Annotated in this window: 18 protein-coding genes; 5 read left to right on the top strand and 13 right to left on the bottom strand. The window is 57.1% G+C overall.

All coding sequences use genetic code 11. The annotated features are described in order from the left end of the window. Positions 1 to 2: 2 nt before the first annotated feature. Positions 3 to 779: an iron-sulfur cluster-binding protein gene (locus CAUR_RS12245; RefSeq protein WP_012258197.1), complete on the bottom strand. Its 777-nt coding sequence runs from the start codon at positions 777 to 779 to the stop codon at positions 3 to 5. Between the two features lie 300 nt (positions 780 to 1,079). On the opposite strand from CAUR_RS12245, the gene CAUR_RS12250 reads away from it, so the two are divergent. The 3 genes from CAUR_RS12250 to CAUR_RS12260 all read left to right on the top strand — a co-directional run bounded on the left by CAUR_RS12250 (position 1,080) and on the right by CAUR_RS12260 (position 7,217). Next, positions 1,080 to 3,191: an ArnT family glycosyltransferase gene (locus tag CAUR_RS12250; RefSeq protein WP_242604920.1), complete on the top strand. Its 2,112-nt coding sequence runs from the start codon at positions 1,080 to 1,082 to the stop codon at positions 3,189 to 3,191. A 137-nt stretch (positions 3,192 to 3,328) separates the two neighbouring features. Next, a complete protein-coding gene (locus CAUR_RS12255; RefSeq protein WP_012258199.1) occupies positions 3,329 to 4,432 on the top strand; it encodes a hypothetical protein in 1,104 nt (367 codons plus the stop codon). Positions 4,433 to 4,844: 412 nt separating this feature from the next. Then, a complete protein-coding gene (locus tag CAUR_RS12260) occupies positions 4,845 to 7,217 on the top strand; it encodes an RCC1 domain-containing protein (RefSeq protein ID WP_012258200.1) in 2,373 nt (790 codons plus the stop codon). A gap of 450 nt (positions 7,218 to 7,667) precedes the next feature. On the opposite strand, the gene CAUR_RS12265 is transcribed toward CAUR_RS12260, so the two are convergent. From CAUR_RS12265 to CAUR_RS12315, 11 genes are all read right to left on the bottom strand, one after another. Beyond that, positions 7,668 to 8,504 carry a beta/alpha barrel domain-containing protein gene (locus tag CAUR_RS12265; RefSeq protein ID WP_012258201.1) on the bottom strand — a complete coding sequence of 279 codons (837 nt, stop codon included), beginning with the start codon at positions 8,502 to 8,504 and terminating at the stop codon, positions 7,668 to 7,670. Beyond that, a complete protein-coding gene (locus CAUR_RS12270) occupies positions 8,497 to 10,026 on the bottom strand; it encodes a UDP-N-acetylmuramoyl-L-alanyl-D-glutamate--2,6-diaminopimelate ligase (RefSeq protein WP_012258202.1) in 1,530 nt (509 codons plus the stop codon). Before CAUR_RS12270 ends, CAUR_RS12265 begins: the two co-directional genes overlap by 8 nt. Positions 10,027 to 10,031: 5 nt before the next feature. After that, complete coding sequence (locus CAUR_RS12275) at positions 10,032 to 11,090, bottom strand: lipid II:glycine glycyltransferase FemX (protein WP_012258203.1); 1,059 nt, start codon at positions 11,088 to 11,090, stop codon at positions 10,032 to 10,034. Beyond that, positions 11,087 to 11,896, bottom strand: a complete 810-nt coding sequence (locus CAUR_RS12280; RefSeq protein WP_012258204.1) for a PIG-L deacetylase family protein — start codon at positions 11,894 to 11,896, stop codon at positions 11,087 to 11,089. Before CAUR_RS12280 ends, CAUR_RS12275 begins: the two co-directional genes overlap by 4 nt. Positions 11,897 to 11,902: 6 nt before the next feature. Further along, positions 11,903 to 12,814 carry a HEAT repeat domain-containing protein gene (locus CAUR_RS12285; protein ID WP_012258205.1) on the bottom strand — a complete coding sequence of 304 codons (912 nt, stop codon included), beginning with the start codon at positions 12,812 to 12,814 and terminating at the stop codon, positions 11,903 to 11,905. A 63-nt stretch (positions 12,815 to 12,877) separates the two neighbouring features. Then, positions 12,878 to 14,827: a hypothetical protein gene (locus CAUR_RS12290; protein WP_012258206.1), complete on the bottom strand. Its 1,950-nt coding sequence runs from the start codon at positions 14,825 to 14,827 to the stop codon at positions 12,878 to 12,880. Then, the gene (locus CAUR_RS12295; protein WP_162015784.1) at positions 14,824 to 14,976 is read right to left on the bottom strand and encodes a hypothetical protein; all 153 of its coding nucleotides are present in this window, start codon (positions 14,974 to 14,976) and stop codon (positions 14,824 to 14,826) included. Before CAUR_RS12295 ends, CAUR_RS12290 begins: the two co-directional genes overlap by 4 nt. Positions 14,977 to 15,102: 126 nt before the next feature. Further along, entirely contained in the window at positions 15,103 to 16,074 is a 972-nt protein-coding gene (locus CAUR_RS12300; protein WP_012258208.1) for an ROK family protein, read from the bottom strand. A gap of 52 nt (positions 16,075 to 16,126) precedes the next feature. Then, positions 16,127 to 18,601 (bottom strand): lamin tail domain-containing protein, encoded by a 2,475-nt coding sequence (locus CAUR_RS12305; RefSeq protein ID WP_012258209.1) that lies wholly within the window; start codon positions 18,599 to 18,601, stop codon positions 16,127 to 16,129. Between the two features lie 80 nt (positions 18,602 to 18,681). Beyond that, positions 18,682 to 19,374, bottom strand: coding sequence for a deoxyribonuclease V (gene nfi / locus CAUR_RS12310; protein WP_012258210.1), 693 nt, complete (start codon positions 19,372 to 19,374; stop codon positions 18,682 to 18,684). Then, positions 19,361 to 19,975 carry a sulfite oxidase-like oxidoreductase gene (locus CAUR_RS12315; RefSeq protein ID WP_012258211.1) on the bottom strand — a complete coding sequence of 205 codons (615 nt, stop codon included), beginning with the start codon at positions 19,973 to 19,975 and terminating at the stop codon, positions 19,361 to 19,363. Before CAUR_RS12315 ends, nfi begins: the two co-directional genes overlap by 14 nt. Positions 19,976 to 20,049: 74 nt before the next feature. On the opposite strand from CAUR_RS12315, the gene CAUR_RS12320 reads away from it, so the two are divergent. Then, positions 20,050 to 21,165 (top strand): aromatic ring-hydroxylating oxygenase subunit alpha, encoded by a 1,116-nt coding sequence (locus tag CAUR_RS12320; RefSeq protein ID WP_012258212.1) that lies wholly within the window; start codon positions 20,050 to 20,052, stop codon positions 21,163 to 21,165. Between the two features lie 38 nt (positions 21,166 to 21,203). After that, positions 21,204 to 22,433 carry a glycosyltransferase gene (locus CAUR_RS12325; RefSeq protein ID WP_012258213.1) on the top strand — a complete coding sequence of 410 codons (1,230 nt, stop codon included), beginning with the start codon at positions 21,204 to 21,206 and terminating at the stop codon, positions 22,431 to 22,433. Between the two features lie 342 nt (positions 22,434 to 22,775). On the opposite strand, the gene CAUR_RS12330 is transcribed toward CAUR_RS12325, so the two are convergent. Further along, positions 22,776 to 25,781 (bottom strand): protein kinase domain-containing protein, encoded by a 3,006-nt coding sequence (locus CAUR_RS12330; protein WP_012258214.1) that lies wholly within the window; start codon positions 25,779 to 25,781, stop codon positions 22,776 to 22,778. Between the last annotated feature and the right edge of the window lie 41 nt (positions 25,782 to 25,822).

Raw genomic sequence — 25,822 nt, forward strand, 5'->3', positions numbered from 1 at the left:
TCTCACAGCGACAGGCGAAGATCGTATAGGTCAAACACCGGTCCCTCTACACAACGTCGCTGCCAGCCATGACGGGTTTCGATCTGGCAGGCCCGACAGACCCCTATCCCACACGGTAGTGATCCGGCCACCACAACCTGGGCCAGTCCTGGTTGCCAGCGCAGGCGCGTTGATCGAATGACGTTTGCCGCCAGTGCCAGCATCGTGGGTGGTAATGCCAGGCCGATCTGATCGGCCCACCGTAGCGGACTCTGTGGTGATGACGTAAGCAGATCGAATAATGTTGCCTCGCCGGCCTGGCTGATCTGAATTTCTACTGTCGGTGGCAGGAGAAAAGGAGGGGGTAGAAAACCGGTGTCTCCAGCCATAAACAGCGCAATATTCTGTCTGCCGGCCTGCTGGCGGGCCAGGAAGAGCAAAGCCGGTAGGGCTGCGCCGGTGCCTGCCAGCAAGAGGGTCTGGGTTGTTGGCTTGAGGGAGAAGTGTTTCCCACCCGGCACGCAAAGATCGAGCGCAGTTCCCGGCGATAGATCAGACAACCAGATCACCGCCGGATCGCGAGGATCGATGAGAAATTCGACCGTGCCGGTGGCCGGATCGGCACCAGCCAGAAAGAGTGTTGTCCACAGCAGCGGGTCAAGTCCCGGTTGGGAGTGACGCACCAGAGCAACCTGGCCGGGCTGAGCATGGCGAGCCAGCGATGCTGCCTTTACGCTCAACCAAATCAATTGCTCAAACTGGCGGTACGTGTGGATCGTTGCTGTGTGGTACAGGTGCATATTGTGATTCCGAAGATACAGAAGCCATCTCTTCCATGCGTGTAGAGTGCAATCTGCTCGATAATGCACAAATGTCTGAAGAGGGGCCTGATCGTTAGAACAGCTTGGGCAGAAACTGTTATCAATCTGATAGCTTTATATAATTCACTGGTTGTCGAGCCAGTAATGACCGCCAGTACATATTCCAGTATATACGTTTTACGGTGTCAACGCACACGTCATGCATTGTACCGAACTGGCGTTATAATACGACACACAAACTTTCTGATAGCACACAGGCAACATCAAAATAGTTCAGCTATGGCGAATCTTCCCCTGCCCACGACTGAGACACATACACCTGCCGGCCAGGCCTGGTGGCACAAACCTTTATCCGGTACCGGTTGGCTTTCACGCCTGACGTTTGGTGAACTGTTGCTTCTGGCTGGTAGCCTGCTTCTCTACCTCTATACCCGCCTGACCGATCTGACCAGCTTCCCGATCTATTTTTTCTGCGACGAGGCCATCCACAGTGTACTGGCGCGTGATCTGATTGCCAACGGTTTTCGCGATGGTGAGGGCACCCTATTTCCGACCTACTTTCGCAATGTGGAAAAATGGAACCTGGGTTTGAGTGTTTACCTCCATGCCCTCAGTATCATCCTGTTCGGGTTTGAGCCATCGGTCTGGATGACCCGTGCCACCTCCGTTATCGCGAGTGTTCTGGCACCGGTGGGCATTGCATTGCTGTTGCGTTTCGGCTATCACAGCCGGCGCTGGTGGCTGGGAATCCTGGTATTGTGTACGTTGCCGGCCTGGTTTCTCCATTCCCGTACCGCCTTTGAAACGGTACTGATGGTCGCCTGTTATGCGGTGTTTCTGGCGACGTATGTGCTCTACCGTTTTTACGATGATCGCTGGTTGGTTGTGGTGATCCTGTTCGGTGCCGCCACCTTCTACAGCTATGCCAATGGGCAGGGGGTGATGCTGGTGAGTGGTGTGCTCTTGCTGATCAGCGATCTCCGCTACCATCTCAGCCGCTCACCGCAACGGATTGGGATTGCTTCTATCGCGATCCTGCTCGCTGCCATCCCGTGGTTGCGTTTTCGCTGGCTGCATCCTGAAGCGCTGTTTGAGCATTTCCGTTCCCTCAACTCCTATTGGATACAATCCATCCCACTCACCGAGAAGCTGCAACGCTTTGGGAGCCTGTACCTGCAGGGCCTTGATCCGCGTTACTGGTTCTGGCCTAACACAGTAGACCTTGATCGGCATCGGTTTCCTGACGCCGGTCATCTCCCGCTCTTCCTGCTTCCCTTCATCGCTATTGGCCTGGTCGTTTGTCTGTGGCGTTGGCGGGATGTGCGCTACAGACTACCTCTCATTGCCCTGCTTGCGGCACCTTTCAGCGGTGCGCTGGTTGGGCCGGCCATCACCCGCATGCTGGCGATGGTCATTCCGGCAACCCTGCTGGCTGTCATCGGGCTGGATATGCTTCTTGCCTTCCTGAGCCATTCGCGACAACGCTTCGTGACCGTCATCCTCGGCGTCATCCTCGTCATCAGCAGTCTGACGATGACCCACTATGCCATCCTTGGTGGTCCGCTCTGGTTTCGCGATTACGGCCTCAACGGGATGCAGTACGGGGCGCAGCAGCTTTTTGGCGAGACGATTCCTGCGCTGCTTGACCGTGATCCGCACATTATCCTTCGCATTTCGCCAACGTGGGCGAACAATCCAAACAGTTTTGCCAGCTTTTTTCTCACCCCTGCCCAGCAGCGTCGTATCGAATTTATCAACATCGATGCCTACCGCTACCAGCGCCGCGATCTTGATCGGCAACGCGACGTGTTCATTATGACTGCCGGTGAATACTGGCTGGCCCAGCAGAGTGGGAAGTTTATCCTGTCGCCACCGGAACAGATCATTCCCTACCCCGATGGTCAGCCAGGGTTCTATGTGGTACGGCTAGAGTACGTTGCCAATATCGACGAGATTCTGGCCGCTGAACGTGCTGAGCGGCAGCGGTTGGTTGAAATTCCGTACACGCTGGAAGGTCAGTCAGTGGTTGTTGCCCATTCCCCATTCGACATTGGCAGCGTCCCTAACCTCTTTGATGGTGAGCCGTTGACGCTGGCCCGTGGTTTTGAAGCCAACCCGCTTGTCATTGAACTGCGGTTTACCAACCCGCGTCCACTGCGCCAGGTGGGATTGACCCTCGGCAGTATGGATCTCGATCTGCGGGTAACCGTCACCACGCCTGACGGTGAGACCAAAACCTTCAATCAATCATACCGTGGGCTGCCGCCAGATCCGACGGTGTACCTTGATATACCAGAGCTGCTCAGCGCACAGCAGGTGCGCCTGGAGATTTTACAGGTGGGAGTTGGTGAACCGGCCCATGTCCATGTCCGGGAAGTGATGCTGAAATGAGGTCAGGTGCAGTGCAGGTGAACAACAGATCTGACAGCATCCGGTAATTGGCTGGTAATTCCGCATTCGTATACTATATCGCAGCCAGATCGCGGTACAACGTATGTATCCACCAGCACAGTCTTTGGAGATCGAACATGTCAGATCCACTCGCGCCGTATTATTTTCCATGGCCATTTGGGCAGCAACGCTTCGATGAATTGATCTCACAACCAGACATCTTTGCCGGGGCATTCAAAGAATCCATCCTCGCAAATCTCAACTACCGTTTAATGGGTACCGGCCTGGCTCAGTCGGGTAACATCCTGATCCAGTCGGTTGCGCTGGACCAGAACGTGCTGACCGTCACCTTTTCGCCCGAAGGTAACCGGCTGTTGGGTCTTGGACAACTCTCCGTAATGGGGAATGGTTCCCGCCCAATCCTGGTTGATGCCGCGGGGCGGACTGTTGAAATCGCTCGTCTGACGCCGAATGTGGTCCAGCGGTTAGCAGCCATCAGTGGCGTTGTGGTCAGTGTTGCAAACGTGATTTCAGCGGCTGATCTGGCACATCGTATGCAGCAGATGGAGACAAAACTTGATCTGCTGATTGCGTATCGGCGGATAGATCAGGAGGCTAAGCTCGAAGGAGTCTTCTACGCCGCTCGTGAACTGTGTGCCGGGCCAATCTCGCCAGATGAACGTCGGCAATTACGGCAGTTGCGGCAGGAACTCCGTGAGCTACGGATTGTGCTGCGCAAAGAATGGCAACGTGAGCTGGAACAGATTGCGCAACAGCAGGTGACGGGGTTTGATGTATTCTTTGAGCTGCTCGGGCGAAACTGGAATGGTGCGATGAACATCATCGGCAATGCGTTTCAGGGACGTGGTGAACAGAAAGATGCTGCTCTGCCTCAATTGGTCAATCAAGTACAGCAACGGGCGCAGCAAAACGAACGTGAGCTGTATCAACAGCGATGGCGTGCGAAATTTGATCCGACCCTGAGCTATCCGTTCCTCATCGAGTTTATACTGCGGCTCGAGGTGGTGCTGGCAATGGCGAGTCGTGATGAAGTCGCGTACAGCCAATCGCTGCGTGATGAATTAGCCGCAATCGAACAGGTCGTCAATTATCTGGACGAGCAGAATCAAAACCTCGGTCTTGGCTATCAGTTTATTGCCGATTATCGCAGATTGCTTGGCGATTATCGGCAGTTTGGTCAGGCGTTGGGTAGTAATCTGTTTATCCAACAGTTGCCATAAATAACAGTATGGAAACGCATTGTGTATGGGCTTTCGTCGACTGGTGTCTGACGAGGAACAGTTATTGGTGATGCCGGGTGAGGTCTGTCGTTGTCGTTATTGGAATATGATCGTGTTGCACTTGTGCAGCAGTGAAAGAGCGATAGGAATCATTCAGGTATCGTATCGGGGTTGATGTGCAACAATTGAGTCATCGTGGACGTGGATTAAGAGCAATCTGATGCGGCGACAGGGGCACGGCATGCCGTGCCCCTACCCTTTCTCATAGAAGTGCATCGTTCAGGTACGACACCAGGGTGATGATTGGATAGCGTGTCAGGCTTTCTTTGATACCGGATTGGATATGATACGCAGTATAACGACAATATCTCGTCCGTAAGAGTCAGCTTTGCCACAACAAGGAGAAGAGCATGTGAAAACACACTCGCTTATCACCCTGATGTTGAGTCTAGTACTGCTGAACAGTAATGGCCCCGGAATAGGTGTCTGGCATCGTCCCCAATATCCGTTTGCTACGTTGGAAAGCACCAATTTACTCACCCTGCAAAATCCCGGGTATCAGCCATTTGTGACCGATACCACAATTCATATGACCTCCCTGCCATCTCTTCGTAACATTACTGCTATCGCTACTGGTCGTTATCACACCTGTGCGCTGACAACGGGTGGTGGGGTCAAGTGCTGGGGTGATAACTCCTCTGGGCAACTGGGTGACGGTACGATGAACGACCGTAATACGCCAGTAGATGTAGTAGGTTTGGAGAGCGGTGTGGCAGCCATCGCTGCCGGTGGGAGCCACACCTGTGCGTTGACCACAAACGGTGGGGTTAAGTGTTGGGGCGCTAACGTCTCCGGTCAATTAGGCAATGAGACGCAGATACCTTACAGCGCGCCGGTAGATGTGGTGGAGCTGGGGCGTGGAGTCTTCGACATCACTGCCGGTTGGGAACATACCTGTGCGCTGACAACGGGTGGTGGGGTCAAGTGCTGGGGTGATAACTCCTCCGGACAATTAGGAGACGGTACGACGAACGATCGTAACACACCGGTGGATGTAGCAGGTTTGGAGAGCGGTGTGGCGGCCATCGCTGCCGGTGAGGGACACACCTGTGCATTGACCACAAGCGGTGGGGTTAAGTGTTGGGGTGATAACCTCGAAGGTCAATTGGGTGGTGGAACGATATATTCTCACATCACCCCGGTGGATGTAGCAGGTCTGGAGAGCGATGTGGCGGCCATCGCTGTTGGTTGGGAACACACCTGTGCGCTGACCACGGTCGGTGGAGTGAGGTGCTGGGGGAATAACTCCTCTGGGCAACTGGGTGATGGCACAATGACTGAGCGTAATGTTCCGGTGGGTGTGATAGGGTTGGAAAGTGGTGTGACGGCCATCACTGCTGGTGGGGGACATACCTGTGCTTTGACCACAGGCGGCGGGGTTAAGTGCTGGGGAAATAATTTTTATGGTCAACTGGGAAATGTCACTGCGCATCAACCCGGTATACCGGTGGATGTGGCGGGTCTGGGGATTGGTGTAGTAGCTATCGCTGCTGGCGGAGCGCATACCTGTGCGCTGACTACGAGCGGTGGAGTCAAGTGCTGGGGCTATAATTATGATGTTCAACTAGGGGATGGAACCACGACCGCTCGCAGCACACCCGTGGATGTAAGTGGGTTGGAGAGTGATGTAGTGACCATCACTGCTGGTGGAGCGCACACCTGTGCGTTGACTACAAGTGGTGGGGTTAAGTGCTGGGGAAGGAACTTCAATTTTCAACTAGGTGATGGCACGATGATTGATCGCAACACGCCGGTGGATGTGATAGGGTTGGGAAGTCGTGTGACGGCTATCACTGCCGGTGGGAATCACACCTGTGCGCTGACCACGAGTGATGGGGTCAAGTGCTGGGGGAGTAATCTTTATGGTCAATTGGGGCACGGTACGATGAATTTTTACGGCACGCCTGTAGATGTGATAGGACTGAACGGCGATGTGACGGCTATTGCTGCTGGTTGGTGGCATACTTGTGCGTTGATGACTGATGGTGGAGTAAAGTGTTGGGGCGCTAACGATAGTGGTCAACTAGGGGACGGCACCAGGAGTGACCGTAGTATACCGGTAGACGTAAGCGGCTTGGGGAGTGGTGTTGCTGCTATCACTGCGGGTTTATTCCATACTTGCGCGTTAACGACGAGCGGTGGGGTCAAGTGCTGGGGCAGTAATTCATCATGGCAACTGGGAAATATTACGGTGGGCCAACCCTATATACCGGTGGATGTATTTGGTCTGTGGAGTGGTGTAACAGCTATCACTGCCGGTTTGCATCACACCTGTGCGCTGACTACGGGCAGCGCACAGGTGCAGTGCTGGGGTGGTAATTATGATGGTCAACTAGGTGATGGCACGACGAACTTGCGTAGATTTCCTCAGACAGTGATAGGACTGGAAGGTAGTGAGACAGCTATCGCTGCAGGTGGGGCACACACCTGCGCGCTGACTGTGAGTGGTGGGATGAAGTGCTGGGGCGATAACTTCTACGGTCAATTGGGTGATGGCTCGATGCACGACCGGAGTACGCCGGTAGATGTGATCAGATTGGAGAGTAACGTCGATGCCATCGCAGCAGGTTTCTTTCATACCTGTGCATTAACTACGGATAAAGGGGTGAAGTGTTGGGGCGATAACTTCTACGCTCAATTAGGTGATGGACGTCCTTTGTGGAGAAGTGTCCCTGTCGATGTCGTGGACAGGTTGAACGTGTTTCTGCCGCTGACAATGAAGTGAAGTTGATAAAGGATACCGACATAGTCCACGTGTTCTGACACCTTCATATTTGATAGATTTTGGCGTAGCGTCTACCCGAAGTATCCTGTCGTGTGAGGTTGGCGAAGGTAATGTTTGAGCCTAACCTTGTGTTATGCCTGTTCGTTTAAATCGTCATCAAGCGATACGCATCCACAATGCATCTCCTGATGGCGGCAATCACGTGGCAGTACCATCGCGTGCTGCCGAAATAATGCCATCGTATTGAGACTCGTCTCGAACAAATCTCTCTACGGATAGCTGTATTTTCCAGGAAGGTGTTAATAATATTGTTGGCGAATCCTGTGTTACGTTCCCTGCGTCGTAGTTACGTTGTGAACGGATCACCATTGCAACTTGTATCCTGACGCCGTTGAGTCGTATACCAGACCATTATCTGATAGTGTTTGTTCAGCAATGTTGAGATACCTTCTATATGGTTTCTGATTTGAAGTTGTCTCCCCGCAAACTACCGGCAATCGTCTGCCCACGTCGCAGATCGGTAACCAGCGCACTGGCTAAGGCCACGGCCCGTGCTCCGGCGCGTAGCATGGCCTGAGCATGGGCTGGCGTTGTCACACCACCCATACCGATCACCGGTACCTGTACCGTCGTGGCAACACTGGCGACAATCCGCAGGGCAATGGGAAAGATGGCCGGTCCGCCCAACCGCCCGTACACCAGTTCGCCGGATGGTTGGGGCATACACCCCGGCATACCACCGATCAGCGCAAGCGCATCGGCTCCCGCCGCAGCACAGGCTGTAGCTACGGCAACCGGATCGGGCAGTTCTCCAGGGAGACGTACCAGCAACGGTAGCACTGTTGCCTGTCGTACCGCGCTGACACGCTGGGCCGCTTCAACCGCAGTGAGTGCAGGTAGGGCCAGTTCAAAACCGGCGATGCCCGGCGTATCGTTCAGATCACTGGCAACGGCTGCTGCATCCGGGCCGGCCAGACTCACCAGAATCGGAACGTGGTACGTTGCCCAACGTGGCGCCAGCCGTTCGCGTACCTGCCTGACGCCGAGGCTAAAACCGCCGTGATGGTAGAGCGTACCCGCAGGTGTAGCCAGCAACTGTGGCTGGCCACGTCGTCCGCTCATCGTCACTGTCGAACTGATGATTGCACCCAGACCGTGATCAGCGTCTGCCCGCTGCAACCCTAACCAGCGCGCTACACCGACCACGTCACCCAGGCTGCCGGCAGCCGCAATGACCGGTGAAGCAATCGTCAGGCCATACGGATTGTGTGGTGCCAGTTCAATCATGCGACCGATGGTATCCTAACTCGGCCAGTGCCTGCCGGGCTTCGCGCTCTTCGTTCCACGGCAGTGAAAAGTCGGCGTAGATAATGCTACCCTCATGTCCTTTGCCCAGCAACAACACCAGGTCACCGGGTTGTGCGGCGGCCATGGCAGCCCGAATGGCCTGTGCCCGATCAGGAATACAGAGGTACCCACTACCGGGTCGTTTGCCGGCCCGTTCGGCACCGGCAGCGATCTGGGCAATGATTGCCTCGCGATCCTCGCCACGTGGATCTTCATCGGTCAGCACCAGCAAGTCACACATCCGACCGGCAATTTCTCCCTGAATAGCCCGTTTGGCAACATCACGCTCGCCGGCACTGCCGAAAACCGCGATCATTCGCCCCTGCACCTGGGGCCGCAGCATGGCAAAGATCTGCTCGAACGAATCGGGATTATGAGCATAGTCTACAATCACCGCGAATGGTTGCCCGGCATCAATTGGCACCATCCGGCCACGTGGTGCCCGCACGCCGGCCAGGGCGGCAGCGGCTGCCTCGAGCGCAACGCCCTGACTGAGAGCGACTGTCAGCGCGGCCAGCGCATTACTGGCGTTGAATCGCCCCGGTAGCGGAACGGTCAGATCGGTGGTGCCCCAGGGTGACGTTACCCGCACCACACTGCTCATCGGCCCACTGTGGAGTATCTGTCCCTGGACATCTGCCGGCTCGTGTAAACCATACCGTAGCCGCACCGCATCGGCAGGTGCAGCATCAAGGAAATACGCATGATTTGGATCGTCAGCATTGACAATTGCCCAGCGCGAACCACTGCGTTCGCCAAGTAGCGCAAAGAGCTGGGCTTTGTCGGCCCGATACTGCTCGAATGTGCCGTGGTAATCGAGATGTTCGTGGCCGATATTAAGCATTACAGCCACAGCGAACGCACAGCCAACCAGCCGCCCCCAGCGTGGCGAGAGAGCGTGGGATGTCGCTTCAATAACGGCTGTATCGCAACCGGCAGTGACCATCTCGCGCAGCAATGCCTGCACCTCTGGTGCTTCCGGTGTGCTCTGACGGGTATCGTTAGGCCAGCGGCGATTCCCAATCTGAAAATCGACGGTGCTGATCATGCCCACCATACGTCCGGTAGCAGCGAGGAGCTGGGCCGTCACATCGGTCGTTGTGCTTTTTCCTTTGGTACCGGTAATCCCGATTGTGGTCAATTCACGTCCGGGATAGTCGTAGAACGCAGCCGCCAGTGGTGCCAGGGCCACCCGGCTATCGGCGACCACCACTACCGGCACGGCAACCGGTCGTTCATCCCAATACCGTTGATCGACCACCACGGCCACAGCTCCCCGTGCGATAGCCTGGTCAATAAACTGGTGACCATCACTGTGCTGCCCACGGATGGCAACAAACAGACTCCCCGGCTCAACACGCCGCGAGTCGTAGGTGAGCGATTGCACAGGCACGAGTGGTTCGCCAATTAGCCGTTGGACAGCTACATTGTTCAGGAGACTGGCAAGTGTTTTTGCCGTCATTGACGTTATCCTCCAATCTTTCGTCGCGCCAATGGATAGAGTAATGGCAACAGGACCAGATCGAAAGCCGGCATAAAACGAACGATTCGACCACCAAAACCTTTTTTGAAGCGGTAGACACCAATCAGCGGGTCTTGTTGCGCAGCCTGCTCGAGGGCTGTGCGCACAGCTTCATCAGCGACCGTCGCCGCTTGCCCAAGCGCATCGGGAATGCCCCACAGGTCGTAACCGATACACCCTTGCTCGCGTGCCCAACGCATGGCGTGCCACGCCAGCAGATGATTGGCACCACTGCGTAAACCCTCTGCTGTTGAACCACCGTACAGGTAGCGACCGTAGCGCGCATCGGCGAAGACCAGATGGGACGCGACCGGCATGCCATTCAATTCAGCAACCAAGAGGCAACTATGTGGCTGATGCAACTGCCAGGCGGTCGTATAGTAAGCAGCGCTATGAATCGCAAAGGCGGCCCGCTCACCGGTTGCTCGCATAATATCATAGAACGTTGACAGATCGGCCTCGCCGCCGGTCCGTACCGTCACCCCAATGCGCTCGGCCCGCCGAATATCGGCCCGATGACCTTTCGAGTACGCGGTAAATATGGTTTCTACAGGTGGTTGCAGGTCAACGAGGATCGTACTGCGTGGTTGGATCGGTTCAGCGACTACCAGCCGATGTCGGGTAAACCAGGTCTGGAGATGGGGAGCCTGAGCGTCATCTTCACGCACGTTTGGCTCAAGCCGGATCGCGACCGCCAGCATCTGGCGTCCGAGCCGACGCATGCCATCGATCAGGTGATTATCGAGCGCCGGATCGCCGGACAGGAGGGGACCACGCGGTGTGTAACCAAAGGCCAGGCCGGCGTAGCGGCGGAAGAGCACCTGGGCACCGGCGCGGATAGTGCCATCGTCGTCGTAAACTGCGATGCGTCGGCAATGCCAGCCGAAGCGGGCTTTCAGAGCACCCCACGGACTGGCCTGCAACACATTTCCCTGGGGATGGGAAGCAACAAAGGCATCCCACTGCGCGGCAGATGGAACATCAACCCGCCACCGACCCTTCATAAACTCACCCATTGCCGTTCGGCATAGCGCATTGTCGGTGAAGCGACACGCGCCGCATATTCGGTTACCGCAGCCGGCATCGCTGCTGCATTGCCGAAGAGGACGCCCAACTGGCTGGAATAGGCGGAAATTGCCCTGATCTTTGCCTGGAGCAGTGTCTCATCAAGTGGAATGTAGCGTGGAGCATACAACTCACGACCGATCATTGCCAGGCGTTGTTCAACCGCTGACGGCTGACGGGCATACGGAAAGTCTTCATAGCAGGCGAAATGGATAGCGGCTGCGCACAAACTGGTCGTTGCTGCGCTGAAGACCAGTTGATGATCGACGTGCATACCCACCGCCAGCGGCACATAGAACGTGGCTCGCGGATAGCGTTTGATCAGAGTCGCGATCAGGGTCGCCACCACATCGGTAAGGGGATCATCGACGACCGGTGTTGCAAAGAGACTCTGCTCGTCGGCATACGCATCAGGTCGGCGGTAGATGGCGTCCAGTGCCGGCAGTAATAGTGCATCAGCGCCAAGCACTCCCAGCGCGGCAGCGTCTTCGACGCGACGATGAGCCACCACTGCCGATGGTGGTAAGCCCCAGCGCTGATGGAGGGTTTGTGCAAACGGGCTGAATTCCGTATGACTCGGCGGAGAGCCGCTACAGATATTAACAACCAGCACCCGTTCGCCGGTTGCAGTCAGGCGGGCAATCAAGCCGCCACAGGAAAGCGCCGCATCATCAAGATGCGGCGACAACACAATATGGCGATAGCCATCAGGCAAGGCCATGGCCTGATCGGTAACCAGGGGCATACATCCTCAGAGGGTATCAAGGTCGAGTTCAGCGAGCGCATCCTGGGCAACCTGGGCGCGCACCTCGTCGCGTGAACGGGCGATCCGCTTCAGAATGCGGCGGGCATCGGAGCCACCAACCTGCCCAAGCGCCCAGATTGCAGCCAGTGCAATCTCGGTATCTTCATCATCGACCAGCGGTAACAATGCAGGGAGCAACTCACGTCCATCTTCACCGATCTCACCCACAGCGCGTGCTGCTTCGTAGCGCAGTGATGGCGATGGACTCTTCAACTCACGCAAAATGTACGGAAACCACTGCGGTCGCATCGAGCGGCCCATTGCCAGGACGGCGCTCTCGCGCATATAGATGTCGTCCATACTATAGGCACGGGCAACCAATGCCTGCGCTTCTTGTGAATCGGCAAAATACCCCAATGCCTCAACTGCACGCCGGCGTACTTCTGATGGTTGTTCAGGGTCAGAAGCAGTCTGGAGCAATGCGTTAAGCAGTCGCTGGGCAGCACTGAGCGATAATTCACCGATTTCAGCCCGATAGGCAAAGCGGGCCAGACTGATCACTGCGGCTGCCCGCACTTCGCCAGCCGGATCGTGGATCATCTGGATCAGACGATCCATCATCTGCTCGTGATCATCTTCCCACAGCCCTTCAATCGCCAGCACCCGAATCTCAGCATCGTGATCGGCCAGGCAGGCACGAAACACCGGTCGGTAATCAAGCTGAATCTGCTCTTCAGCCAGCTCGGCCAGCAAGTGCATAATATGGCGTCGGCGATCCAGACTAAACCGCTGCCACTGCTCCCAGAAGATGTACACACTCTCTGGTCCCAGGTTGGCCAGCAATTTCAGATCGACGCGGGTTGGGGCAGTCTCAGCAGTATCAAGTTGAGCGACACGCTCGGCAAAACTCAGCGTCATGGTAAACCTGTATACGATGACAATCAGGCGGCGATCAGGGTTGGTGATCGCCGCCTGTCACATCTACTCATCTTCTTCAATATAGCGTCCACTTCGGCGGCGCAACGTCGGTTGAGGCAGATCGATATCGTCCGTCGTCTCCTCTTCCTCCGTATCATCCCGATCAACCTGTGGCATGGTGAAGAGATAATCACCAGAGGCAGTGGGATCTGCCGCAATTGACGCATGACTATCGAGCAGGGCCTGCAGGAATGAGCGCGAAGCCGGGCGCAGAACATTGTATGCGACATAAATATCGGCGAATGAAACCCGATACACCGGCTGCTCGCGGGTTCCACCCCGCTCGCCCATCGTCTCGCAGACGTGCTCAAGGATCATCTCGGCCTTCCGCCGTTCACTCATTGGGAAAGCCTTCAGATTACGCAGCTTCCCATAGCGGTTCTGCGTTGGTAAGAGATCATCATCCACTGCGCAATAGAAGGTCAGGTTCGCAAAAGCAAACCGGTTCTTCTTCTCATCGAAGGTCAGCAGGCGCTCGGTTGTCTCACCGGCCTCTTCGTAGGTGATGTTAAAGACATTGACCGCATCGGTGCGGCTAATCGTGATCAGGGCACCGGGTACGAGATACTCACGGAAGAAGTCCTCAAGCCCTTGTAACCAGCCACCACGATTACCGGTGGGATAGCGCACTTCAACCAGGTAGTTACTGTAATGTTGCGGTGATTCAAACCGAAGGACCGCAGTACGCTGGTCAGGTAAGAGGGGAGCAGGTAAGAGCGTTGCCAATGCCGCATCGAGCGGGAGCAACCCATACTCCCATTCAAAGAAGGTTAGCAAACGAGTGACACTGCCGCTGGAGATGATCGACTCAGCGCTTTGATCGGCCAGACTATCATCGAAGCCCTCGATGAGATACGAGGTCAACTGCCCCATCTCAGCCGCTTTAACTCGCTTCGAGCCAATCGTTGGCAAGCCCTTCGTTGACCAGATGTTTGCACCCTCAACACCGACAAACTCAAAATCCTTCTCGCGTGACAGACGGTAATTCAGCGAGAAGCGAAACGTCTCGTAATCCGACTGGCGCGGATTGTGATAGTAGAGGTCGGCAATAATTTCGGTGTCGAGGAGCGGCTCGTTCCGTTCCAGAATATAGTCGCGAATCTTACGCAGATCGTTCTTCCCGAAGCCGATCAGACCCGACTCAGGGTAGTGTAGTCGCCCAAAGCTCACAATCCGACGCAGCGGGTCCTGTGCCAGGCGTTCGGCCAGAATCCGTTCGAGCGCTGGGCCATGCTCGGCAACGATCTCGGCGGGTGAACGACTGAGGTCGATGGTCAACCCATCAACAGTCATAATGGTCGAATGCTCACCGGGAGTCGGCTCAGAAGCTACGACTGCCGGTTCTGCCGTGACTGCTGCCGCCTCGACCGGTTCGGCAGGTGTTGTCGGCGGCACTTCAACCGTTGCTGGTACTTCGCTCAGCGGCTGTGCCATTGTAGTTTCAGCAGCCGGTTGCTTAGGCATCACCACCGTCTCGGTCACTTCCACCGACGGTTTTTCGGCTGGTGGCGAGGGCATCTGCGCAGCGGCAAGCAGCCGTGCCTGCTCGATCCAGTAATCGGAAATATAGACCGGTTCATTCGTCGTAATCGCGGGTGGCGATGTCGAAACTACGACGCTCAAATCATCAACCGGCAATGGATGCTCAGGCTCATAGAGCCGTTGCTTAAATGTATGCGGATCGGTTGTATCACGGGGAATATAACGCCCCTGCCGCGAGGTGACATAGATCACCTGACCCTGCACCTCTTCGCGGGTGAAGCGTTCATCAGCCGCCAGTGCTGCTTCCAGCTCGGCCTGCACCTGAGCAGGATCGCGCTGCAGGCGCGTCGCAAAAAATTCAACCAGATTACTCAGGGTCTGGCGAATAGGAGCATCAACGGCGAAGAGGACACCCTGCGCGGTCATAAGCCGCCATACTTCATCGGCCAGCGTTCCTGTCGTGGCAGTCATTCACTCTCCTCCGTCACCAGCTTGCAAAGAATTTCGAGATATTGCAGCAGCAGCTCGTGTACATCTTTGGGTTCACCACTCGCCCGTAACCATTGGAGTAAGCGATCAATGGCCGTCTCGCCAAACACAATCGTCTTCGCGTCCATCATTCCCCCGTAATACATCATAGACAACAGGAAACAGAGAGGCGCAACTTGCCTCCCTGCTATCCGTAGGGTGTACGATATAGCTTATCCTATTGTAGCATTGCTCAGCGCGATATGCAAATGGGAAGCTCAATCCGACAGGCTATCGAGTGCCATCGCGACAGCGCCAATTGCGACGCTATCGGGGCCAAGGATTGACGCTACCACCGGTACGGGACGGGCGAACTGTGGGGCGATGAAGTCGTTCACTCTGGTCGCAATCGCTTCCACGAAGCGATCACCACCGATCCGCACAACGATTCCTCCCAGGACAACCATCTCTGGATCGAGCAGTGCAATCACTTGCGCAATCCGGGTGGCCATGAGATCAACGGTATGCTGTACTACCTTGCGGGCAATCGGATGATCGCTAAAAATATCTTCCAGTCGATCCGCGGCAAGCCCTGCGGCGGCTGCCCGGCGGATTAATCCTCCTATCGAAACCAGCTCTTCCAGGGTCTCCGGGCGACCATCGCCATCCCAGCCGTGGGCAACCACTGCATGCCCGATTTCGCCGGCCATTGAGTGGGCGCCATGGTACAGGCGACCGTTCAGCACTGCGCCCCCGCCAACGCCACTGCTCAGGTGAAAGTAAAATAGATGCTGGCATCCTTTGCCGACACCAAAGGTTGCCTCTCCCAGGGCGATCAGATTCGCATCGTTGTCAATGAGCGTCACGGCATCAAACGCCTGCTCGAAACGCTCTTGCAAGGGGTAATTTTCCCACCCCGGTCGCCGTGGGGCCAGCCGTACCGTGCCATGGCGGAGGTCAACCGGGCCGCTAAAGCCTACGCCAACCCGTACCAGGCGCTCGACGGTAACACCTTCCTGCGCCATCAAATCTCGCGCCAGATCGATAACCCGGCGTACCGTTGTCTCTGGGTCTTCATGATCAATCGACTCGAGAGCGGCATTCTGGTAGGTGTGGTGCTGCAAGTCGACCAATGCAGCTCGTAATCCGTAACTGCCCAGGTCGATCCCAAGGATGTAGCCTTGATTCCCAAGGACGCCCCAGAGGTTCTGCGTCAACCGTTCTCGAATAAGGGCAGGCAGATCTTTCATAGGGCTGTTCCTCTCTGCATTTCAGCGAATGGTCGGCACCGGTGTTGTGAGATTATAGCACATCATGTTCTCTGCGCGCAGTCCGTTGTGGTGTTGGTTCAGTAACAAAGAGCAGGAAGGAGATAACTCCCAATATTGCCGCTGCGATCCGTGACCACGACCAACCCGGTTGCGTACAGTCTTGACAGATATTTGCTTGCACAGTTGATGGTGTTGCGGTTGGCGAGGGAGCAGCAGTCACACTCAGGTAGCCGGGCTGCGGTGAACGGAGCGCTAACGAAGCCGGTCGTCGTTCGGTTGGTCGTAATCCTGGCGTTGTGATAACCGGCTGTGCGCTGTCGGTTGCGTCAGGCGCAACGACAGCAGATGCGCCGGCGTGTTCCCACTCCGTTGCTATTGGTACCATCAGCGGTTCGCGCTCGATAACCTGATCAACCGCTGCTGCAACGTAGGTAAAGGTGTCAATTGGTGTTCCCGCCGGATCGTGCAATGTGACCGTGTCGCCACTGTTGTTGAGAAATGCACGAGTGATGGGTATGCGGAGTGTTGCCCCCGCTTCCAGGTGTAATCCTGATAGCAGGCGACGCTGGCCATTGCTATCGCTGAAGAACCATCCTTCCAGGTTGACCGGTAGGGTGTGTTGTGTACTTAGCTCAATCCATTCGTTCTGCCCAACTGCGGGAGCCGGTAGCAGCGCACGAATCACGACTGACCCAACCGGCCATGGGGTCGGCGTGGCCGTTGGGATTGTGGTTGAGGTAAGGGTTGCAGTTGGGGTGCGGGTTGGTGTCGGGGTGCGCGTCACCGTCGGGGTGCGGGTTGGTGTCGGCGTGCGGGTTGGTGTCGGGGTGCGGGTTGGTGTCGGCGTGCGGGTTGGTGTCGGCGTGCGGGTTGGTGTCGGGGTGCGGGTTGGTGTCGGCGTGCGGGTTGGTGTCGGCGTGCGCGTGGCAGTGGGGTAACCGGTGGCGGTAGTGGTTGCGGTATCGGTAATGATCGGGGCGTCTGGCTCTGTGATCACGTTTGGCGTGCCCGGTGTGGCCTGGGCGAGCGCCTGCCACTGCTCTGCTCCATCGCCCAGGCGGGCGTAGACGGTGCTCGCGGTCAGCGCAGGATAGTCAATCGCCTGACTCATTGCCATCGTTCCCCAGCCCAGACTCAACCGGGCGCCGCTGTCGGGCAGGGTGCCTTTGGCGAGAGGGAGCAGGAGGTGCGCACCGGCGGGGATGGTGGTGTCCGGTAGCTCGCGCACCACCCGACTACCACTACTGCTGATCCGCTCCAGCCACCATCCGGCCAGCGCGACCTCCCCCGGTCCGCGATTGTAGAGTTCGACCCATTCCTGATCACCGGTGGCGGCGATTTCGTTCAGCACGACCTGGTCAAAGGCGGCTGGTGGGGTGGCGGTAGGGGTGAGCGTTGCCGTCTCAGTGGCAGTGGGTATGCTGGTGGCAGTCGTGGTGGGAGATGGGGTGCTCGTTGGTTCCCCCAGCACATTTGCCGTGCCCGGTGTGGCCTGGGCGAGCGCCTGCCACTGCTCTGCGCCATCGCCCAGGCGGGCGTAGACGGTGCTCGCGATCAGCGCCGGGTAGTCAATCGCCTGACTCATTGCTATCGTTCCCCAGCCCAGACTCAGCCGGGCACCGCTGTCGGGCAGGGTGCCTTTGGCGAGGGGGAGCAGGAGGTGCGCGCCGGCGAGGAGGATGGTGTCCGGCAGTTCGCGCACGACCCGACTGCCGCTGCTGCCGATCCGCTCCAGCCACCATCCGGCCAGGTCGACCTCGTTCGGCCCGCGATTGTAGAGTTCGACCCACTCCTGATCACCGGCGGCGGCGATTTCGTTCAGCACTACCTGGTCGAAGGCGGCTGGTGGGGTGGCGGTGGGGGTGCCTGTGACAGTTGCCGTCGCGGTGGCAGTGGCCGTCGCCGAAGGGGTAGCCGTCTCAATCGCCGCGCTGGTGGTGGTGACGACGGTTGCCGCCGCTGTGATGGTTGTACTCGTCGCTGTGATCGGGTCGGGTGACACCGGCAAGCCGGTTGTCTCCGTTGTGGGTGAACTGGTGTGGGCCGGCAGTGGTGGTACACCGCTGTTCCACGCTCCCGGTGAGGGCGCACCGGTTTGCCAGGTGTCGCTGCCGTCTGGCTGACGGGCAATTGTCTGGTCACGACTGACGATGGTCAGCGGGCTTTGATCAACAATCTGACCTGACGTATCGCTCAACTGCGCCCGATCAGGATCGTTATTGTTGAGAATCGCGCTGGACAGGGTGATGACGAGGAGACTGCCACCTTCAATAACCACACCTGCACCAATGAGTGTGTGTGGGCCGCCGATGACCGCATCATCGATCCGCCAGCCGCTGAGATCGACCGGTAGCGAACCCGGATTGTACAGCTCGACCCACTCCGGGCCAACTGCCGGATTGTGCATGACCTCATTGATGAGCACCTGCGGCGTCTGCGCTTCGATTGCTCGCCAGTTGTTGCCGATCACCAGCACGACGATCAAGCCAATGATAAACCAGCGCACGGTTTCCCTCCGGTTGGTTTGCTTCCTACTATAGAAACCGTGCAAACCCGCGAAAAGGTACGCGGTTTTTTTCGACTTTTTTACAACAGTGGCGGAGAATCTGAGGTGAGCGGTGCGTCGTCGTGCGAAGCCAGGCGATGGGCCAGGCGCGTCGGTTCGGGCAGGCGAAATCTGGTGGTACAGGCCATCACCAGATCGGGGGCGCGCTCAAGGCTGACTCGATGACCGGGAGAGATGAAGACCGGTCGGGCAGTAGCGCGGGTGCGTACCACCCATCCAATCAGATCATCGCCATCGTACAACGGACTGCGATCACCGCGTTCAGGCAAGGGTTCGGTAAATCGCCCGATCAGACGTTGCTTTGCGCAACCGATTGCCGGTAGATCGAGGAGCACACCGATATGACAGGCAATGCCGCACCGGCGCGGATGGGCAATGCCGTGACCATCGCAGATGATCAGATCAGGCGTCGTCCGCAATTGTCTGATCGCAGCGATAATTGCCGGTGCCTCGCGAAAAGCAAGCAGACCGGGCACGTAGGGAAAGGTCACCGGTTGCCGCACCAATGCATAATCAACCGGTGCCAGATCGGGTAACCGCACAACCACAACCGCCGCCCGAATGAGCGTACCATCGGCTTCAAAACCGGCATCGACCCCGGCAACGAGCTGTAATTCGCTGTAGTCGTCGTGCAAGCGTACACGGGCACGGAGTTCCTGCTGCTCGGCGATGGCTGCGGCGACTCGCTCATCACTGGTATCAATCGTCGGCATACCGTTCTTCACGCCAGGGATCAGCGTTGTTGTTGTAGCCGTAACGCTCCCAGAATCCCAGCCGATCATGGTCGAGAAATTCAATCCCCCGCAGCCATTTGGCGCTCTTCCAGAAATACTTCTTTGGCACCAGTAGCCGCAGCGGATAGCCATGTTCTGGGGTCAGCTCCTGCCCCTCATATTTGTATGCCAGCATCACATCATCGTCAAGGAGGGCTTCAAGCGGTAGGTTTGCAGTATACCCCTGCTCACTATGCGCAATCACAAAGCGGGCCGATGGCTTCAGCGGTGGAATATGGCGGAGAAACTCGCGGAAGCTAACCCCTTCCCAGGTTGTATCGAGCTTGCTCCAGCGTGTTACACAATGAATATCGGTTTTGATGGTGGTGGTTGGCAAAGCGCGAAATTCGCGGAAGCTGAAGCGCACCGGTTCCGCTAATTCACCCCAACAGCGCAGATCCCACTGCTCCTCAACATTGGTATACTTAGGAACAGAACCGTAGTGCAATACTGGAAATTTCTCGGTAACATACTGGCCCGGCGGGACGCGATGACTCTGATCGGATTGAGCCTGGTCTTTCCGCTTGAAAGGGTTGAACATTCGTCCCTCCTTTGAGACTATCGATAGGATTATCTTTTCAAACGGTATTATACCGCAAATGCACGGGGGTGAGTATGACGACCTTTGTTCGTGCTTCCATTGATCGCCCGGCCTACACCCTGCCCAGAGTCTGGTTTACCAGTCCTGACGTGTTTGCCCGCGAACAAGAGCGGATTTTTGCCACTCAGTGGATGTGCGTTGGCAGGAGCGCCGACATTCCAGAAGCCGGGAGCTACTGTCTGATCGAAGTTGCCGGCGAGAGTCTGATCCTGCTCCGCAACCACGATGGTCAAATCTACGCTCATTATAACGTCTGTCGTCACAGAGGTGCACGTCTCTGCACTGAGATGCAAGGTCGCTTTCACGAAACGATCATGTGCCCGTACCATGCCTGGACATATCGCCTCGACGGGACGCTTGCGGCTGCTCGTTATATGCAGGATGCGCCCGGCTTTCGGCGGGATGACTGGCCTCTCCTCAGTGCGGCGGTAGCTGAATGGGACGGTTTCATCTTTGTGTCGTTAGCTGACCAGCCACAACCATTCACAGAAGCGTTCGCACCGTTGATCGGCAAGTTTCAAGCCTGGGAGATGGCGCGCTTGCGGCGCGGTGCCCGCATTACTTACGAGGTGGCTGCGAACTGGAAGCTGATTGTGGCGAATTATTCTGAATGTTACCATTGTCCGCTGATTCATCCCGAACTGGTTGCTATCTCGCCCTGGCAAAGCGGACGGAATGATCTGACCAGTGGCCCATTTCTCGGCGGTTATATGGAACTTACCCACGAAAGTATGACTCTGAACGGACAGACCCGGCGACCGCCCCTGCCCAACCTGCCGGTCGAAGATCATAAACGTGTCTATTACTATTCTATCTTCCCCAACCTGCTGCTGAGTCTGCATCCCGATTATATGATGGCGCATCGCCTGATCCCACGCCGACCCGATGCCACAACGATTATCTGCGAGTGGTATTTTGACCCTGATGTGATGGCTGCTTCCGACTTTGATCCCTCGGATGCAGTCGAGTTTTGGGATCGAACCAATCGCCAGGACTGGCACGTCTGTGAATTATCCCAGCAGGGCATCAGCTCGCGTGCTTATCGTCCTGGCCCCTATGCCCAATCGGAAGGGTTGCTTTGGCAATTTGACCAGGAATACCTGCGGGTGATGGGAGAGCAAAGCGCATGATGGTGCAGGAATCGGGTATTGTTATCTAACGAGACAGTATGCGCATGTTGATGATTACCTATGGTAGTCGGGGTGACGTACAGCCCTTTATTGCGCTTGGTGCTGCGTTGTATCGGGCCGGTCACACCCCTGTTCTGGCTGCACCCGCACGTTTTGCATCCCTTGCGGCTGATCATCACATCACATTTCTGCCTCTGCCCGGCAATGTTGAGGTACTGGCTCGTCAGATCGCCGATGAGTCACGCCAGCAACCGCTGCGTCTGATTGGCATCATCTCCCGTTTTGCATTACCGTTGGGCATTGAAGTAGCCCGGCGTATTCAAGCAGCGGCTCGCTCCGCCGACATGATCGTCCATTCATTTTTGACCGTCGCTCTCGGTCATCTCTACGCAACCCAATACGGGTTGCCTGAATGTGCCGTCGATCTCTTTCCCTTCTTCGACCCGCCAGCCGACATCGCCAACATTGCGTGGCCTACTGATCGGATTGGATTGGCCGGTCGTCGGCTCAGCCATGTCTTTGCCCACACCATCTTTCGTTATACCCAAAGCCTGAGCTACCGCATCCTCCACCGCCGAGCGCCTGATATTGGGCCATCACGCTTGCCATGGGCGGCACCGGGACGCCAGTTTGGATTGTTACAAGCCTACAGTGCCGTTCTGGTTCCGCCGGGGTCTGCCCCGCTGACAGTGCAAACCGGTTCGTGGTGGTTAGAAGCGACGAACTGGCAACCGCCGCCTGATCTGCAAGCCTTTCTGGCTGCTGGCCCACCACCGGTAGTGATTAGCTTTGGCAGTATGGCTACGCATGATGCTCCACACATTGCGCGCATCGTGCTGGAAACGCTTCAGCGTACCGGACAACGCGGCATTATTCAGCGCGGATGGGCGGGTCTTACGCCACATCAGGTTCCTGATACCATCTATCTCGCCGATGAAATGCCACACGACTGGCTGTTGCCCCGTGCCAGCGCAATGATCCATCACGGTGGCGCAGGCACTACAGCGAGTGCCCTCCGCGCCGGCATTCCATCGGTGATCGTTCCCTTCGCTGCCGATCAGCCGTTCTGGGCCTGGCGTGCGCACAAGACCGGTGCCAACCCACCACCAATCCCGGTGTCGGCATTATCGGTTGAGCGATTGAGCTTAGCGTTGCAGCAAGCGCTTGATCCGGTACATCGTGCTCGCGCTGCGATGGTCAGTGGTCGCATGCGTGCCGAGGGTGGTGTCGCTGTTGCTGTTCAGCGTATTGAACAATGGGCAGCGTAGTAGTCAGTTTTGGGTGAATGGAATGTCGAGTTGATGAACAGGTGGGTTGGTGAGCGACTGGTTAAGGAGGCTGGCGGGTTAAGGGATCGGCGGGTTAAAACCCTGCATCAATTCATCGAAGCCCCTGCGGGGCTAACCTGCCGGCGGGGAGGGTTCTCTGCCCCAACGGGGCTTGCAGGTCGTGAGGGAGGGCTTCAGCCCGCACGCCAGCCCCAACGGAGCTTGCATGTTGTCAGGCAGGGCTTCAGCCCTCCTGACTCCAGCACGGTGCTGACTGGTTGATGGCCAATTGCTTGACGAGCGTTCTCACGGGGCAAACACGCCGATCATACGAGGAAGATTTCACCGATCAGGCATCAGATCGAACAAAAGGATACCTTCATCACGGGTGCTCACCGCCAGTTGTGTGCCATCAGACGTTACGGCAACGGCCAGCACCGCACCGTACTCTGCCAGATCGATCTCCCGCAGCAGCGTTCCGTCGTCCAGACGGTAGAACAGCAGATGCCCGCTAATCGTGCCGGCAATCAGAAGGGTGTGATCAGGGGTCACGGCCAGGCTGGTGAACCAGCCCCAATTCTGGGGAACTTCAATTTGCAAGACCTCGTTGTTGTTGCGGGTGACGTCTCGCACGCGCAGCAGACCATCGCTACTGGCGCTTAGCAAAAGATTATTGACGAAGATCAGGCTGGTCACCGGCCCATTATGACCACGCAGAATCTGGGGCTGCCCACCACGCGCCATTTCCCAGACCGCAATCTGCGGTGCGTCAGCAGGTTGATTGGTCACCGCAGCCAGATATGCTCCATTGTCACTGAACGCAAGTGAATAGATCGGCCCCGACAACCCGCTCAGCCGACGCAAAAATTGCCGGCTGGATGTTTCCCATAGATAGACCTCACCCTGTTCGTTTCCCACCGCAATCATGCTGCGATCCGGGCTGACCGTCAGGTTGAGGGGAAATCCGTTCATGCCGCTCAACTGCTCGTTGGGCCGACTACCGGTCAGATCAATGGTTACAATCTCGCCGGCTTCGCTGATTGCCACAACTTCAGCATCGCCGATGAAATCAATGTACTGGGCTGTTGCTGCACCACCATCCAGGCTCGTCGTGCGACCGCTATCGAGCATGTGAACGCGCACAGCGCCATTCGCTCCGCTTGCCACCAGACGTTGACCATCGGGGCTATACCGTACCCCAGTCACTACCCCCTGAGTCACTTGAAAACTTTGCAAAACCTGCGTGGATTCGACGTCCCAGATGACCAGATTCCCGCCCATATCACTCGACGAGAGGATGCGGGTGCCATCTGGACTCCAGCTCAGTCCAAGCAAGCGCAAACCACGCTGCTGCAACACCCCACGCTCAGCACCACTCGTCGGACTCCACAGACGAACGCTACCATCAAGACTCGCGCTGGCCAGCAGGCGACCGTCAGGACTGTACGCAACCCCGCGAATTACTACCCAACCATCATGCCCCCGCAACTCGCGCTGGACATTGCCGGTTGCTGCATCGAGCAGATAGACATTGCCATTGACTGAGCCAACTGCGATTTGGCGGCCATCGCCAGAAAAAGCGATACCGGTCAGCCAGAAGGGGGCGTTAGTTGTGGGATCAACCGGTGCGCTGAAGCTAAAAGCATCAATCTGCTGTCCACTGCTCACATCCCACAACCGGGCCGTACCATCGCGTGAGGCTGAAGCCAGCCATTGCCCATCAGGGCTAAACGCAACGTTGCCGGGGAGATCGGTGTGACCACGCAGGATGGCTGTTGTCTGCCCGCTTGTCACTTCCCAAATCCGAATCGTCTGGTCAACGCTAGCCGACGCCAGCAAGCGACCATCGGGGCTAAACGCCAGTGAGCGAATCCAGTCGCTGTGTCCACGGAGTTGTGCAATTTCACGGCCAGTACCGGTATCCCACAGCCGTACCACCGGGTCATCCTGAGCACCGGAAGCCAGAATTGCCCCATCGGGGCTAAATGCCAGCGAACTGACATCGCCCTCGTGACCGCTCAGCGTCGCCTGAACGAGAAAAGAGGAAGCATCGCGCAACTGAATCGCCGATCCTACCGCCACCGCTACTAGCAAGCCATCAGGACTGTAAGCCGCTGCCCCCAGACTATCTTCCCGCAGTTGCGCCGTTTGAGTAATCGCGTTGACCTGTTGCAACAAATCAACCGCCGGCGCTTCATTTGTCGTCGGCGCAGGCGCAACAGTCGATTGCGTTGCGACCGTATTACCGGGTAAGCCAAACAACGAAGCATTCGTCATGTACAGACCCACCAGCACCGCCAGCAGCACACACACCCCTACCGCAACCACTGCCAGGCCACCGACGATTGCCAGCAGACACGAGGTACTGATCAACGGGCGGGGCGGAGCGGTGGGCGCGGCTACTCCTGCCGCCGGTGCTGCCGTCGTCGTTGGTGGTGGTGCCGGTGGTAATGTCGTGGCCGGTGCAGCCGTGGCAATCGTCGCGGGTTGTGGTGGAGGTGCGGCAGGAACGGTGGCGGACGGCGCAACCGGCTTTTCAATCGGTGCCGTAGCCCCCATTGGCCTGCCCGCCATCAGGCGCACCGTCTCCAGCGCACTACGCATCTCGCTTGCCCGCTGATACCGGTTCGCCGGCTTCATCTCCAGCGCGCGCAGCGTGAGTTGTTCGGCCAATACCGACACCTGTGGATTGAGCGCACGCGGCGAATTGAGCGGCATTCCGCTCTGCCGCTGATTGGCGGGCGGTGGCGGCCAACCGGTAAGCAGATGGTACAGCACCGCGCCAATCGCATAAATATCACTCACCTGTGCCGGCTCAACACTGTGATCATACAGTTCAGGTGCCCGGTATGGCGTCGTCTCAGCCCCAATATGGCGGACACAGGCAAAGGGGGCCAGGCTCAACCCACCTTCTGGTGACGACCAGAGATCGCAGGTGCGCAGATCACCCAGCAAGAGCGGCGGCTGGTGATGGTGCAACCGATCCAGCACCATCAACAACCGATCAACGATAGCCAGGGTTTCACTCTCTGGCAATGGTGATCCGCGCTCACGCGCAAAGCGCTCCAGGTCTGAACCACCAGGATCATCGGCGACCAGATAACACACCTGATCCAGGACAAAATAGTCGCGCAGTGCCAGCAACCCCGGCATCTGTATCTGCGCCAGTTCCCGTGCCAGCCGCAGCACATCATCAACCGCAGCCTGATTGGGTTGCGGCAGTGCGGTAATCAACACCCGCAGCGAAGAGCGCTGATCAATCGCTCGATACAACCCGGCATCAGGATAAGCATCGAGCGCAACCGTGATCCGGTAGTGTCCGTTGAGCAGAGAATCGATGGCGAGCATAGCAGCCCTTAGCAAATACAAAACTTCTTAGAGTCAACCTG

This window comes from Chloroflexus aurantiacus J-10-fl (assembly GCF_000018865.1).
Classification (GTDB): Bacteria; Chloroflexota; Chloroflexia; order Chloroflexales; family Chloroflexaceae; genus Chloroflexus; species Chloroflexus aurantiacus.

Excerpts from the sequence above, each read along its gene's own strand:
- CAUR_RS12245 (WP_012258197.1), bottom strand. The coding sequence starts at position 779 with ATGCACCTGTACCACACAGCAACGATCCACACGTACCGCCAGTTTGAG.
- CAUR_RS12250 (WP_242604920.1), top strand. The coding sequence starts at position 1,080 with ATGGCGAATCTTCCCCTGCCCACGACTGAGACACATACACCTGCCGGC.
- CAUR_RS12255 (WP_012258199.1), top strand. The coding sequence starts at position 3,329 with ATGTCAGATCCACTCGCGCCGTATTATTTTCCATGGCCATTTGGGCAG.
- CAUR_RS12265 (WP_012258201.1), bottom strand. The coding sequence starts at position 8,504 with ATGATTGAACTGGCACCACACAATCCGTATGGCCTGACGATTGCTTCA.
- CAUR_RS12270 (WP_012258202.1), bottom strand. The coding sequence starts at position 10,026 with ATGACGGCAAAAACACTTGCCAGTCTCCTGAACAATGTAGCTGTCCAA.
- CAUR_RS12275 (WP_012258203.1), bottom strand. The coding sequence starts at position 11,090 with ATGAAGGGTCGGTGGCGGGTTGATGTTCCATCTGCCGCGCAGTGGGAT.
- CAUR_RS12280 (WP_012258204.1), bottom strand. The coding sequence starts at position 11,896 with ATGCCCCTGGTTACCGATCAGGCCATGGCCTTGCCTGATGGCTATCGC.
- CAUR_RS12285 (WP_012258205.1), bottom strand. The coding sequence starts at position 12,814 with ATGACGCTGAGTTTTGCCGAGCGTGTCGCTCAACTTGATACTGCTGAG.
- CAUR_RS12290 (WP_012258206.1), bottom strand. The coding sequence starts at position 14,827 with ATGACTGCCACGACAGGAACGCTGGCCGATGAAGTATGGCGGCTTATG.
- CAUR_RS12295 (WP_162015784.1), bottom strand. The coding sequence starts at position 14,976 with ATGATGGACGCGAAGACGATTGTGTTTGGCGAGACGGCCATTGATCGC.
- CAUR_RS12300 (WP_012258208.1), bottom strand. The coding sequence starts at position 16,074 with ATGAAAGATCTGCCTGCCCTTATTCGAGAACGGTTGACGCAGAACCTC.
- nfi (WP_012258210.1), bottom strand. The coding sequence starts at position 19,374 with ATGCCGACGATTGATACCAGTGATGAGCGAGTCGCCGCAGCCATCGCC.
- CAUR_RS12315 (WP_012258211.1), bottom strand. The coding sequence starts at position 19,975 with ATGTTCAACCCTTTCAAGCGGAAAGACCAGGCTCAATCCGATCAGAGT.
- CAUR_RS12320 (WP_012258212.1), top strand. The coding sequence starts at position 20,050 with ATGACGACCTTTGTTCGTGCTTCCATTGATCGCCCGGCCTACACCCTG.
- CAUR_RS12325 (WP_012258213.1), top strand. The coding sequence starts at position 21,204 with ATGCGCATGTTGATGATTACCTATGGTAGTCGGGGTGACGTACAGCCC.
- CAUR_RS12330 (WP_012258214.1), bottom strand. The coding sequence starts at position 25,781 with ATGCTCGCCATCGATTCTCTGCTCAACGGACACTACCGGATCACGGTT.